Raw genomic sequence first — 12,777 nt, forward strand, 5'->3', positions numbered from 1 at the left:
ATCTTGTACGCGGCCTTCATGTCGCCCTGGTCGACCAGTTCACGCGACAGCACCCGGCGCTCGACCCACCAGGCATCCGGATCGACCAGAGCTTCGCGATCGGTCGGTGCCTGCATCACAATGGCTGCAGCGCCGGCAAAATCCTCCTGCTTGCGCAAATATTCGGCCTGCGCGAAGAAGTAGCCGGCCGAACGTTGCATTGCCGGCACGGCCTTCAGCAGCTTGGGCGCGTTCTTGTCGCCTTTGTCGGCCGCCGCCCATGCATCGGCGAGCTGCTGGGCGCCGGCGAGGCCGGCGACGCGCAGCGCGGAATTCGCGCGGTCGGCATAGAACATGCGCTCCATGCGAAAGCGGTGGTCCGCGGCCGGGATCAGGCTGCCGAATTCCTTGATCAGCGCCGCCTCGTCCTTGGCCTCCAGGATCGCGGTGCGCCAGAAGGGCGACAGCACGGAACGCGCCGCCTTGGTATTGCTGGACGCCACATAGGCGCGGGCGAGAACCATCACGCCTTCGAATGTCTGCGGCTGGCTGCCATCGAACGCCCTGATGACGATGTCGGGGGCAGGGTTCTCTCGATAGAGCGCGCGCTCGCTGTTCTTGCGCAGGGCTACGGTCCCCGGCCAGTTGGGCAGCATCTTGGCCGCAGCAGTGATATCGTCGCTCGGAACCTTGTCGCCGCCATAAAGCGCGATCGCCCAGGCAAGGATATGCTGGTCGAGCGACTGCGCCGGAAGGGCATCGCGCACGCCACGAGCGCGGAGACTATCACCCCGCGCCAACGCATCCAGTCCGCTTTTCAGAGGGGCGACGTCGGGCAAGGGCGCCTGTCGCGTTCTGTCCTGCAGGTCTGGCAGCGCAATTGCCGCGCCTGGAATCGGAATGGCTGAGGTGACCCGTGCGTCCACGCTGCCGCTGATCGCCATGCCCGGCATCAGCGCGAGCGCGGCGCCAAGCAGCGCGAGAAGGTGAGGCCGACCGCCCGGCATGATCCCTAAATCTTTCCTTGTCCTGGCATTCCACAAGCTGGCGAAGATGCCTCGAAGCCTAAACTTAGGTCGTGAAGAGCCCGTAAACAAAGAGTTAGCGAGGCCGTTCGAATTGCGCTTGCTGGCACCATGGCAATGCTTGCCGCGCAACCATGTCGAGACTATGGTGCGCCGCTTCGCTTTCGGTTAGAAGGCGCGACCACAAACACCGACACAAAACACCAGAAGTGCCAAGGAGTTGGACGATATGCTGAGAGGCTCGCTTACTGCGCTCGTGACACCGTTCGAAAAGAGCGGGCGTTTCGACGAGAAAGCCTTTCGCGCATTCGTCGAATGGCAACTCGCGGAGGGCACGACGGGCCTGGTGCCGGTCGGCACCACCGGCGAGTCGCCGACACTGTCGCATGACGAGCACCGCCAGGTCGTCAAGGTATGCATCGAGGTGGCCAAGGGACGAGTTCCGGTCGTCGCCGGCGCTGGTTCCAACAACACCGAGGAAGCCGTCGGGCTCGTGCAGTATGCCGAGAAGGCCGGCGCCGATGCCGCCCTGGTCGTCACGCCTTATTATAACAGGCCGACGCAGCGCGGCCTGTATGAGCACTTCGCGGCGGTCGCCAGGGCGACCAAGCTGCCGATCATCATCTACAACATCCCGCCGCGCTCGGTCATCGACATGATGCCGGACACGATGGGCCGGCTCGTGCACGACTTCAAGAACATCGTCGGTGTCAAGGATGCCACCGGCAAGGTCGAACGGGTTTCCGAGCAGCGTGCCACGTGCGGCAAGGATTTCATCCAGCTTTCGGGCGAAGATGCTTCGGCGCTTGGATTCAACGCGCATGGCGGCGTCGGCTGTATTTCGGTGACGTCGAACGTCGCGCCGCGGCTGTGCGCCGAATTCCAGGAGGCAACGCTTGCCGGCGACAGCGCCAAGGCGCTGGATCTGCAGGATCGCCTGCTGCCGCTGCACAAGGCGATCTTCATCGAGCCTGGCGTTTCCGGCGCCAAATACGCGCTGTCGAAGCTAGGCAAGGTCGAAAACGTGCTGCGCTCGCCGTTGGTGACGATCGAACAGTCGACTGCCGACAAGATCGATGCGGCTATGAAGCACGCCGGCTTGATTAATTAGGGATGAGGCGCCACCTCTCCGCATCATGAATCAAGTCAGAAAAGCCGATCCCAACAACAAGACCGTTTCGGAAAACCGCAAGGCGCGGTTTTCCTATGAGGTGCTCGACACGGTCGAGGCCGGTCTGGTGCTGACCGGCACCGAGGTCAAGTCGCTGCGCCAGGGCCAGGCCAACATCCAGGACAGCTACGCCTCGGTCGAAGGCGGCGAGATCTGGCTGATCAATTCCTATCTGCCGGAATATCTGCAGGCCAACCGCTTCAACCACGAGCCCAGGCGGCGCCGCAAGCTGCTGCTCAACAAGCGCGAAATGGCGAAACTGTCGCAAAGCGTCGACCGCGAAGGCATGACGCTTGTGCCGCTGAAAATCTATTTCAACGACCAGGGCCGCGCCAAGCTGCTGCTCGCTGTCGGCCGCGGCAAGAAACTGCACGACAAGCGCGAGAGCGAGAAGCAGCGCGATTGGTCGCGCGAGAAGGGCCGGCTGTTAAAAGAGCGTGGGTAGGCTGGGGCCATTCGCTTGAAGAACCGAATTGTTCTCTTTGGTCTGGCCAGTCTGGTCTTGGTATGTTTCGTCGCAGCAGGCGGCTACATCTATTTCAAGGCATTCTCGCCGGACCGCGACAAATATCCGCTCAGGGGCATCGACGTTTCCCATCATCAGGGCCGGATCGACTGGCCGCGTGTCGCCGCCGACGATGTCGCCTTCGCAGTCATCAAGGCGACCGAAGGCGGCGATCATGTCGACGATGCCTTCGCGAAGAATCTGGAAGAGGCCCGCGCCGCCGGTCTCGCCGTCGGCGCCTATCACTTTTTCACCTTTTGCCGACCTGGCGCCGACCAGGCGAAGAATTTCATCTCGGTTGTGCCGCACGACCAGCCGCTGCTGCCGCCGGTCGTCGACATCGAATTCGGCGGCAACTGCCCGCAGCGGCCGACGCCCGAACAATTGAACGCCGAACTGGCCGCGTTCCTCGCTCCAGTCGAGGCGACGTTCGGCAAGCCTGCGATCGTCTATCTGACCGATGAGGCAGCGCAGACCTATGCAGGGCGCATTGCTGCCCGTCCGCTCTGGCTCCGCTCGTTGCTCCTGGAGCCGGACCGCGACGACTGGGTCTACTGGCAGTACCACAACAGGGGTCGCGTCGACGGCATCAATGGCGATGTCGATATGAATGTGCTGAAGGGTGGGCCGGCGGTGCTGGCTGCACTGTTTGCGCCATCAAGCTGATCCGCTGGCGCCCGACTCTATTTCTGCAGGAACGCCGCTATCTGGCTGAAAACGCTAACGAACATCGCTTCGGTCAGCACACCGGTGTTGGTGTTGTAGCGCGAGCAATGATAGCTCGAAAACAGCGTGATGCTGCCGGCCGGCAGCTGCCCGCCATGCTTGAACGGATAGGCGGCGACACGCCCGCCCAATGCCCGCACCGTCGACTGGTGCGCGATCGATCCCAGTGCCAGCACGGCGCGCAGGTTCGGGAACCTGGCGATCGTCGGCACCAGGAATGTCCGGCAGGTGGCAATCTCAGCGCCCACCGGCTTGTTCTCCGGCGGCACGCAGCGCACCGCGTTGGTGATCGCGGTGCCGACCAGCTCCAATCCGTCATCTGGCCGCGCCTTGAACTCTCCGCGCGCAAAACCGTGCGAAATCATCGTCGAGTAGAGCATGTCGCCGGCATAGTCGCCGGTGAACGGGCGGCCCGTTCGATTGGCACCGCGCAGGCCAGGCGCCAGCCCGACGATCAGCAACTGAACCGCCGCGTCACCCTCGGGTGGTAAAAAAGTCGGCACCGGCGCATTGAACCAGGACGGCTCGCGCTGCCGCCACTCGGCGATGAAGTCATGCAGCCTTGGGCAGAGCGGGCAATCGCGGCCGGGTTCGGAGGCGGAAAGCACGGTCAAGGCGACCGGCCTCAATAATCGTCCTCGTCGACTTCGGCCGGCTCGGGCCTGCGCACCGGGCGCTCGGACGGGTCACGGCCAACCTCGTTCTTCAGCGTCGTCAGGTCGATGAAATGGTCGGCCTGGCGGCGCAGATCGTCGGAGATCATCGGCGGCTGCGAGGCCATGGTCGAGACGATCGATACCTTGCGGCCACGCCGCTGCAATGCCTCGACCAATGTGCGGAAATCGCCGTCGCCGGAAAAGATGACGTAGTGGTCGACGACATCGGCGAGTTCCAGCGCATCGACGGTGAGCTCGATGTCCATATTGCCCTTGATCTTGCGGCGGCCGGTCGAGTCGGTGAATTCCTTGGCCGGCTTGGTGACCACCTTGAAGCCATTATAGTCGAGCCAGTCGATCAGCGGACGGATCGAGGAGTATTCCTGATCCTCGACCAGCGCCGTGTAATAATAGGCGCGCAGCAGATAGCCGCGCTTCTGGAAGCTCGACAGAAGCTTGCGGTAGTCGATGTCGAAGCCGAGCGCGCGCGACGTCGCGTAGAGATTGGCGCCGTCGATGAATAGGGCGATTTTTTCACGAGGGTCGAACATGGAAAATATTCCTTCTCGAAATAAACACCCGTCTAAACCAAATGCGATAGCGTTCGGTCAGGCTCATAATAAACCGGCTGACCTCTATGCCATCCGAGATAGCGCCAGTTTCGCGGCAATCCAAGGGCGCGTGCGGCACTGCAAGCAATTGTGATCGGGACACCGAACACATAGCACAGACTGGTTTTGCCAAATCGGGTGTTTGAACCAAGGTTTGGGCGCCATGCAACCCAGCCATTGCCATGATGCTTGTATTTTGGCGGCGTTCGGGTTATGGACCGAGCCTGTTTTCCATCAAATCCATCGCATGAAAGGGGCAATCCATGGCCCGCGTAACCGTTGAAGATTGCATCGACAAGGTCGACAACCGCTTCGAGCTGGTGCTCCTTGCCGGCCATCGTGCCCGGCAGATCAGCCAGGGCGCGCCGATCACAGTGCCGCGTGACAACGACAAGAATCCGGTTGTGGCGCTGCGCGAGATCGCCGATGAGACGCTGTCGCCCGACGACCTCAAGGAAGATCTGATCCATTCGCTGCAGAAGCATGTCGAGGTCGACGAGCCCGAGGCCGATGGCGAGGCGATTGCCGATCAGACCGGCACCGCCGTTGCCGCCACCGACGCCGACGACGCCGAGGAGAACATCACCTTCGACCGGATGACCGAGGAAGACCTCCTGGCCGGCATCGAGGGCCTGGTGCCGCCGGAAAAGAGCGACGACTACTAAGCCAGCGTTCTGGACCTGCCTGGAATACGTTTCCGGCACTTCCGTCCAGTCAGTTTCGTGGCTATCTATGGGATGCGCCGTACGCTAGTGCGGCGCATCAATCATTTCAGCACCGCGAGATTCCGCCCATGATGCGTCAGTATGAGCTTGTCGAGCGCGTCCAGCGCTACAAGCCTGACGTCAACGAGGCGTTGCTCAACAAGGCCTATGTCTATGCCATGCAGAAGCATGGCCACCAGAAGCGCGCTTCCGGCGATCCGTATTTCTCGCATCCGCTCGAAGTCGCCGCCATCCTCACCGAAATGCATATGGACGAGGCGACGATCGCGGTCGCCCTGCTGCACGACACCATCGAGGACACGACCGCCACGCGGGCCGAGATCGACGATCTGTTCGGCCCCGAAATGGGCAAGCTGGTCGAGGGCCTGACCAAGTTGAAGAAGCTCGATCTGGTCTCGAAGAAGGCCGAGCAGGCGGAAAACCTGAGAAAGCTTCTGCTGGCGATTTCGGAAGATGTCCGCGTGCTGCTGGTCAAGCTCGCCGATCGTTTGCACAATATGCGCACCCTCGACCACATGCCGGAGGCCAAGCGCCTGCGCATCGCCGAGGAGACGATGGATATCTACGCACCGCTGGCCGGGCGCATGGGCATGCAAGGCATGCGTGAAGAGCTGGAGGAGATCGCCTTCCGCTTCATTAATCCTGAAGCCTATCGCGCCGTCACCGCACGGCTTGCCGAAATCTTCGAACGCAACAAGGGCGTGCTGACGGACATCGAAAAGGCACTGTCCACGTTGTTCGAGAAGCATGCGATCAACGCCAGCGTAAAGAGCCGGCAGAAGAAGCCGTGGTCGGTGTTCCGCAAGATGGAGGCCAAGGCGCTGTCCTTCGAGCAGCTCTCTGACATCTTCGGCTTTCGCGTCGTCGTCGACACGGTCGAGGACTGCTACCGGGCGCTTGGCGCCATCCACACCGCGTGGTCGATGGTGCCGGGTCGCTTCAAGGACTACATCTCGACGCCGAAACAGAACGACTACCGCTCGATCCACACCACCATTGTCGGCCCGTCGCGCCAGCGTGTCGAGCTGCAGATCCGTACCCGAGAGATGAACAAGATCGCCGAATACGGCGTCGCCGCCCATTCGATCTACAAGGATACCGGCGGCAAGACGAATGGCGCCGCCCACGCGATTTCAAAGGAAACCAACGCCTACGCCTGGCTGCGCCGCACCATCGAGCAGCTTGCCGAAGGCGACAACCCTGAGGATTTCCTCGAAAATACCAAGCTGGAACTGTTCCAGGACCAGGTGTTCTGCTTCACCCCGAAAGGCATGTTGATTGCGCTGCCGCGCGGCGCGACACCGATCGACTTCGCCTATGCGGTGCACACCGATGTCGGCGACACCTGCGTCGGTGCCAAGGTCAACGGCCGCATCATGCCGCTGATGACGGAACTGAAGAACGGCGACGAGGTCGAGATCATCCGCTCCAAGGCGCAGGTGCCGCCGGCGGCGTGGGAATCGGTCGTCGTCACCGGCAAGGCGCGCTCGGCCATCCGCCGTGCCACCAAGAACGCCATCCGCAAGCAATATTCGGGTCTTGGCATCCGCATCCTGGAACGCGCCTTCGAGCGTGCCGGCAAGACCTTCACCAAGGAGAGCCTGAAGCAGGTGCTGCACAGGTTGGCGCGCAAGGACATCGAGGATGTGCTGGCCTCTGTCGGGCGTGGCGAGCTCGCCTCCACTGATGTCATGAAGGCGGTATTCCCCGACTACAAGGATGAGCGCGTCACCACGGCCGTCCCCAAGCCGCGAGAGGAGGGCTGGTCGAAGATCCGCAATGCCGCCGGCATGCTGTTCCAGATTCCGGGTCGTGCCGCGCGCAAGGACAAGGACCAGCCGCGCGATGGAGCCGTGCCGATCCGCGGCGTGCGCGGCGATCTGCCGGTGCGCTTCGCGCCGGAAGGGGCAGTCCCTGGCGATCGCATCGTCGGCATCGTCCAGCCGGGCACCGGCATCACTATCTATCCGATCCAGTCGCCAGCGCTGCAGGCGTTCGATGACCAGCCCGAGCGCTGGATCGACGTGCGCTGGGACATCGATGAGCGCACCAAGGAACGCTTTCCGGCGCGCGTATCGGTCACCGCCATCAACGCGCCGGGGTCACTCGCCGATATAGCGCAGGTGGTTGCCTCGAACGACGCCAACATCCATACGCTGTCGATGGTGCGCACTGCGCCCGACTTCACCGAAATGCTGATCGATCTCGAAGTCTGGGATCTCAAGCACCTCAACCGGCTGCTATCGCAGCTCAAGGACAATTCGAGCGTCAGCGACGCAAGACGCGTCAATGGCTAGACCATGCTCCGGTTTCGGACAACATCATGGTCAATCAAAAAGAGGCAGACATGAACACCGATGAAGTGCTGGGCATTTTCCGCGAGGCGGGTGCTGTTCTGGAAGGGCATTTCATTTTGACCTCGGGCCTGCGCAGTCCGGTCTTCCTGCAGAAGGCGCGCGTGTTCATGCATGCCGACAAGACCGAGCTTCTGTGCAAGGCGCTGGCGGAGAAGATCCGCGCAGGCGTGCCCGGCAAGATCGACTATGTCGTCGGCCCGGCGATCGGCGGGCTGATCCCGGCCTATGAGACCTCACGTCATCTCGGCGTGCCGGCGATCTGGGTCGAGCGGGAGGGGGGCGAGTTCCGCTTGCGCCGCTTCGAGATCGCCAGGGGGTCGCGTGTCGTCATCGTCGAGGACATCGTCACCACCGGCCTGTCGATCCGAGAGACCATCGAGTGCCTGCGCGAGCTTGGCGCCGAGGTGGTTGCCGCGGCCTGCATCATCGACCGTTCGGCCGGCAAGACTGATGTCGGCGTGCCGCTCATCGCGCTTGCCGAGTATGAGGTCCCGGCCTATCCGGCCGACCGGCTGCCGCCGGAGCTTGCCGCCATCCCGGCGATCAAGCCCGGCAGCCGCAACATCTGACGGGGCATGCCGACATGCGTGAAGACGAATTGGAAATGATCGCCGGCATCGATCATTTCGTGCTGACGGTCGCTTCGCTGGAAGTGACCTGTGAGTTTTACCAGCGCGTGCTGGGTTTTGAGCGCATCGACGCGGCGGATCGACCGACGGCGCTGGCTTTCGGTAGCCATAAGATCAATGTGCATGAGGTCGGCCGGACTTTCGAGCCAAAGGCGAAGTCGCCGACATCAGGATCAGGTGATTTCTGCCTGATCACCGAGCGGCCACTGGATGAGGTCCGTGCGCGGCTCGCGGCCAATGGTGTGGTGGTGGAACTCGGCCCGGTTGAACGTGTCGGGGCCCGAGGTCCAATGATGTCGGTCTATTTCCGCGACCCGGACGGCAATCTGGTCGAGGTCAGCGAATACCTGCCGTAGCCGCTGGCGGCGCTGTGCCTTTCGGCGATGCGACTGCCGTTCCTTAAATTTGCCGCGATTGTCCAATGTTCGAAGCAAGACCTGCCGCCCCGAAGGGCGGCGACAAGCGCGGCGCACAAAAGGTGTTTGGTTGTTCTTGCGCCAGCGCGTTGTTATATAAGCTGGCGATTGCCATAGGGTGATCGTCAAGCGCAAGATGTGGCTGCCACGCCCGGCTGAAGGTGCCGTTGCGGGCGCTGTGGAACGGGAACAGAGTGCTATTTCGACGCCGCAAGCCTGATGGCCTTTATGAGCGGGTGCGTACCTATCTTTGGCCGCGCCGCTCGTTTTCGCGCTCGCTTCAGTATTTTTCCAAGCGCATCCTGCGGCTGAAGGCCACACCGCATGCGGTGGCGGCCGGCGTTGCGGCCGGTGTCTTCGCTTCATTCTTCCCCGTCGGTTTCCATTTCATCATCGCTGCCATCCTGTGCTGGGTGATAGCCGGCAATCTGGTGGCGGCGGCGCTTGGCGCGGTTTTTTTCGGCAACCCGCTGACCTTCCCGTTGCTATGGGGCGCGTCGTGGGAAACGGGCAAGCTCATCCTGCATGACCGGTTGCCGACACATGGGCCGCCGGCGCATCTGGGCGAGATGTTGCACAACCTCTCCTTCGCGCAATTGTGGAAACCGGTCCTTGAACCGATGCTGATCGGTGCGGTTCCGCTCGGCTTGATCTTCGGGCTGCTGTTCTACGCCATCACGCGCTGGGGCATGAACGCTTTCCGCGAACAGCGGCGCAAACGCCTGGCCGAGCGCGCAAGCCGGCATGCGCAATCGTCCCATCCCGGCGCAAGCATCGGTTCCACTGCGCGATGATCATCGGCATCGGCAGCGACCTGATCGACATCAGACGCATCGAGAAATCGCTGGAGCGTCACGGCCAGCGCTTCGTCCAGAGAATCTACACCGACATCGAACAGGCGCGTTCGGACAATCGACGCGCCCGCGCGGCCTCCTATGCCAAGCGTTTCGCCGCCAAGGAGGCCTGCGCCAAGGCGCTGGGCACCGGACTGGCGCAGGGCGTGTTCTGGCGCGACATGGGTGTCGTCAACCTGCCCAGTGGCGCGCCGACCATGGCGTTGACGGGAGGAGCGCAGGCCAGGCTGGCCAAAATCCTGCCAAAGGGCTATCGGGCGGCAATCCACCTCACCATCACGGATGATTTCCCGCTCGCTCAAGCCTTTGTGATCATCGAGGCGCTGCCCGTCGAAGAAGCGCCACATTGATTGCCTCTGACGACCGGCATTGACGTTGCCCAGCGCGCGCCGAGACTCTATACCATCCAACGCACAATCGAGGACGACATGAGCGTGGCTGAAAAATCCGAGAAGAAATCCGGCGGGCTTGGCGAGACCGTCAGCGTCATCGTCCAGGCGCTTTTGCTCGCCCTGGTCATCCGCACGCTGCTGTTCCAGCCTTTTTCGATCCCGTCGGGATCGATGCGGCCGACGCTTTTGGAAGGCGACTATCTGTTCGTCACCAAATGGTCCTATGGCTATTCGCGCTATTCGCTGCCTTTCGGACCCGATATTTTTTCGGGCCGCATCTGGGGCTCCGAGCCGAAGCGCGGCGACGTGGCGGTTTTCAAATTCCCGCCTGATCCGTCCGTCGACTACATCAAGCGCGTTGTCGGCCTGCCGGGTGACAAGATCCAGGTCAAGGACGGCCAGCTTTTCATCAACGGTGTCGGCGTGCCGCGCGTGAAAACAGGCCAAATCGACAATCCCGACATCACCGAGGAATCGCGCCCGATCGATGTCTATCGCGAAACCCTGCCCAACGGCGTCAGCTACGACACGCTTGACCTGAATTCGAACTCGATCGGCGACAACACCCGCGAATTCGACGTGCCGCCCGGCCACTATTTCATGATGGGCGACAACCGGGACAATTCCGCCGACAGCCGTTTCACCGTCGGCTACGTTCCCGCGGAAAATCTGGTTGGCCGCGCCAATCTTGTCTTCTTCTCGATCGCCGGCAAGGCGAGCCCTCTCGAAATCTGGAAATGGCCGTCGCTGATGCGCGCTTCGCGCCTGTTCCACTTCGTCAATTGATGGCTTTGAAGCGCCCGACAGGCGAAACACTGGCCGGTTTGGTGAAGGCCAAGACCGGTTACGTCTTCAAGGATATCCGTTTGCTTGAGACCGCCTTGACGCATTCCAGTGCGGTCAAGGCGGCCACCAACAACCAGCGTCTTGAATTTCTTGGCGACCGCGTGCTCGGGCTTGTCGTCGCCGATATGCTTTTCGAAAAATTTCCCGATGCGCCGGAAGGTGAAATCGCGCCGCGCTTCAATGCGCTGGTCGATGCGCGGACCTGCTCCGAAATCGGCATCGAAATGCAGCTGGAGGATCTGGTCCGCGCCGATTCTGCCTTGAAGATGCGGTCGCGCGGCTCGGGCGGAAACTATCTGGCGGATGCGGTCGAAGCGCTGATTGCGGCGGTTTACGTCGACGGTGGCATCGAGGCCGCGCGGCGGTTCGTCCTGCGCTATTGGGAACCGCGCTCGCATACGGTGATCGCAAAGCCGCTCAATCCGAAATCCGATCTGCAGGAATGGATTGCCAAGACCAGCGATATCAGACCCGAGTATGTGATCGACAAGCGCGAGGGACCCGACCATCAGCCGGTCTTCACTGTATCCTTGCAGGTCCGCGGCTTTGCGCCGATAAGCGGCACCGGCGGCTCGCGCAGGGCGGCCGAAGAAGCGGCGGCTTCGGCATTTCTTGTGCGCGAAGGCGTTTGGGCCGCCGCATCGGCCCAAAAATCGGGGGGCTCGCGGCCCTCCAGTGAAGGGAGCGCGGCATGACCGCTACCGAAGAGCCGGCGACCACAGCCGCCGCCACGCATTCCGGCTTTGTCGCGCTGATCGGCGCGCCCAATGCGGGCAAGTCGACCTTGGTCAACCAATTGGTCGGCGCCAAGGTGTCGATTGTCACCCACAAGGTGCAGACGACCCGCGCCATCGTGCGCGGCATCGCCACGCATGACAATGCGCAAATCGTTTTCGTCGATACGCCCGGCATCTTCAAGCCGAAGCGGAGGCTCGACACGGCGATGGTGACCACCGCCTGGGGTGGGGCCAAGGACGCCGATATCGTACTGCTTCTGATCGACGCCGAGCGCGGCATCAGGGGCGACGCCGACGCCATCCTCGAACGGCTGAAGGATGTGCGCCAGCCGATGGTGCTGATCCTCAACAAGGTCGACCGCGTCAAGCACGAAGCGCTGCTGGCTCTGTCGGCGGCAGCGAACGAAAGGGTGCCGTTCAAGCGCACCTTCATGGTGTCGGCGCTGACCGGTTCCGGCTGCAAGGACGTGCTCGATTATCTGGCCGAGTCTCTGCCGGTCGGTCCCCGGTACTATCCGGAAGACCAGATCTCGGACCTGCCGATGCGCCAGCTCGCGGCCGAGATCACGCGCGAGAAGCTTTATCTCAGGCTGCATCAGGAATTGCCCTATTCCTCGCATATCGAGACCGAGAAATGGGAAGAGAAGCCGGACGGCTCGGTGCGCATCGACCAGACCATCTATGTCGAGCGCGACAGCCAGAAGAAGATCGTTCTCGGCCACAAGGGCGAGACCATCCGCGCCATCGGCCAGGCGGCGCGCATGGAGATAGCAGGCATCCTCGAACAGAAGGTGCACCTGTTCCTGTTCGTCAAGGTGCGCGAGAACTGGGGCGACGACCCCGAGCGCTACCGCGAAATGGGGCTCGAGTTTCCGCGCTAGGCTCGATGGTCAGCAAGCCGAACATCGACATAACGCTTGTCAGCCGATTGATCGCCACGCAATTTCCCAAGTGGAAGGATCTTCCGGTCAGGCCGGTTGCATCAGGCGGATGGGACAACAGGACCTTTCATCTGGGCGGCGAGATGACCGTGCGACTGCCAAGCGCCGCGGCCTATTCCCTGCAGGTGGAAAAGGAGCATCGCTGGCTGCCGAGGCTCGCACCTCTGCTGCCGCTGCCGATCCCGGTGCCGCTGGCGATGGGAGTTC

15 protein-coding genes and 1 pseudogene are annotated in these 12,777 nt (G+C 62.2%); 13 read left to right on the plus strand and 3 right to left on the minus strand.

Going from position 1 to position 12,777, the window contains the following annotated elements; all coding sequences use genetic code 11:
* Window positions 1-986: pseudogene (locus ENZ74_RS06935) on the minus strand (lytic transglycosylase domain-containing protein); the annotation flags it as partial.
* 247 nt (window positions 987-1,233) lie between these two features.
* On the opposite strand from ENZ74_RS06935, the gene dapA reads away from it, so the two are divergent.
* Genes dapA through ENZ74_RS06950 form a run of 3 tightly spaced genes read left to right on the plus strand, consistent with a single transcriptional unit; the run spans window position 1,234 to window position 3,346 of the window.
* A complete protein-coding gene (gene dapA, locus ENZ74_RS06940; RefSeq protein ID WP_013532595.1) occupies window positions 1,234-2,115 on the plus strand; it encodes a 4-hydroxy-tetrahydrodipicolinate synthase in 882 nt (293 codons plus the stop codon).
* A gap of 25 nt (window positions 2,116-2,140) precedes the next feature.
* Window positions 2,141-2,620: an SsrA-binding protein SmpB gene (smpB, locus tag ENZ74_RS06945; RefSeq protein ID WP_013532594.1), complete on the plus strand. Its 480-nt coding sequence runs from the start codon at window positions 2,141-2,143 to the stop codon at window positions 2,618-2,620.
* A 15-nt stretch (window positions 2,621-2,635) separates the two neighbouring features.
* Entirely contained in the window at window positions 2,636-3,346 is a 711-nt protein-coding gene (locus tag ENZ74_RS06950) for a GH25 family lysozyme (RefSeq protein ID WP_013532593.1), read from the plus strand.
* A gap of 17 nt (window positions 3,347-3,363) precedes the next feature.
* Here ENZ74_RS06950 and ENZ74_RS06955 read toward each other — a convergent pair whose 3' ends face one another.
* Together ENZ74_RS06955 and ENZ74_RS06960 are read right to left on the minus strand one after the other, a co-directional pair.
* Window positions 3,364-4,020, minus strand: a complete 657-nt coding sequence (locus ENZ74_RS06955) for a uracil-DNA glycosylase (protein WP_013532592.1) — start codon at window positions 4,018-4,020, stop codon at window positions 3,364-3,366.
* A gap of 11 nt (window positions 4,021-4,031) precedes the next feature.
* On the minus strand, window positions 4,032-4,613 hold the full coding sequence (locus tag ENZ74_RS06960; protein ID WP_010915096.1) for an NYN domain-containing protein: 582 nt from the start codon (window positions 4,611-4,613) through the stop codon (window positions 4,032-4,034).
* A gap of 323 nt (window positions 4,614-4,936) precedes the next feature.
* Here ENZ74_RS06960 and rpoZ point away from each other — a divergent pair, with 323 nt between their 5' ends.
* The 10 genes from rpoZ to ENZ74_RS07010 form a co-directional block, all read left to right on the plus strand.
* The gene (gene rpoZ / locus ENZ74_RS06965; protein ID WP_013532591.1) at window positions 4,937-5,338 is read left to right on the plus strand and encodes a DNA-directed RNA polymerase subunit omega; all 402 of its coding nucleotides are present in this window, start codon (window positions 4,937-4,939) and stop codon (window positions 5,336-5,338) included.
* Between the two features lie 128 nt (window positions 5,339-5,466).
* Window positions 5,467-7,695, plus strand: coding sequence for a bifunctional (p)ppGpp synthetase/guanosine-3',5'-bis(diphosphate) 3'-pyrophosphohydrolase (locus tag ENZ74_RS06970; RefSeq protein WP_013532590.1), 2,229 nt, complete (start codon window positions 5,467-5,469; stop codon window positions 7,693-7,695).
* Window positions 7,696-7,745: 50 nt separating this feature from the next.
* Window positions 7,746-8,324 carry an orotate phosphoribosyltransferase gene (gene pyrE, locus ENZ74_RS06975; protein ID WP_013532589.1) on the plus strand — a complete coding sequence of 193 codons (579 nt, stop codon included), beginning with the start codon at window positions 7,746-7,748 and terminating at the stop codon, window positions 8,322-8,324.
* A gap of 35 nt (window positions 8,325-8,359) precedes the next feature.
* Window positions 8,360-8,740: a VOC family protein gene (locus ENZ74_RS06980; RefSeq protein ID WP_024503070.1), complete on the plus strand. Its 381-nt coding sequence runs from the start codon at window positions 8,360-8,362 to the stop codon at window positions 8,738-8,740.
* 254 nt (window positions 8,741-8,994) lie between these two features.
* Entirely contained in the window at window positions 8,995-9,594 is a 600-nt protein-coding gene (locus ENZ74_RS06985) for a DUF2062 domain-containing protein (protein ID WP_013532587.1), read from the plus strand.
* Window positions 9,591-10,004, plus strand: a complete 414-nt coding sequence (gene acpS / locus ENZ74_RS06990) for a holo-ACP synthase (protein ID WP_013532586.1) — start codon at window positions 9,591-9,593, stop codon at window positions 10,002-10,004. Before ENZ74_RS06985 ends, acpS begins: the two co-directional genes overlap by 4 nt.
* A gap of 78 nt (window positions 10,005-10,082) precedes the next feature.
* Window positions 10,083-10,832, plus strand: a complete 750-nt coding sequence (gene lepB, locus ENZ74_RS06995; protein ID WP_013532585.1) for a signal peptidase I — start codon at window positions 10,083-10,085, stop codon at window positions 10,830-10,832.
* Window positions 10,832-11,587 (plus strand): ribonuclease III, encoded by a 756-nt coding sequence (gene rnc / locus ENZ74_RS07000; protein WP_013532584.1) that lies wholly within the window; start codon window positions 10,832-10,834, stop codon window positions 11,585-11,587. The genes lepB and rnc overlap by 1 nt, the downstream gene beginning before the upstream one ends.
* A complete protein-coding gene (gene era, locus ENZ74_RS07005; RefSeq protein ID WP_013532583.1) occupies window positions 11,584-12,510 on the plus strand; it encodes a GTPase Era in 927 nt (308 codons plus the stop codon). The genes rnc and era overlap by 4 nt, the downstream gene beginning before the upstream one ends.
* Window positions 12,511-12,515: 5 nt before the next feature.
* The coding region (locus tag ENZ74_RS07010; protein WP_164760964.1) for a phosphotransferase at window positions 12,516-12,777 on the plus strand (262 nt) is incomplete at its 3' end.

It is taken from the genome of Mesorhizobium sp. M7A.F.Ca.CA.002.15.2.1, from assembly GCF_003998715.1.
GTDB lineage: Bacteria > Pseudomonadota > Alphaproteobacteria > Rhizobiales > Rhizobiaceae > Mesorhizobium > Mesorhizobium ciceri.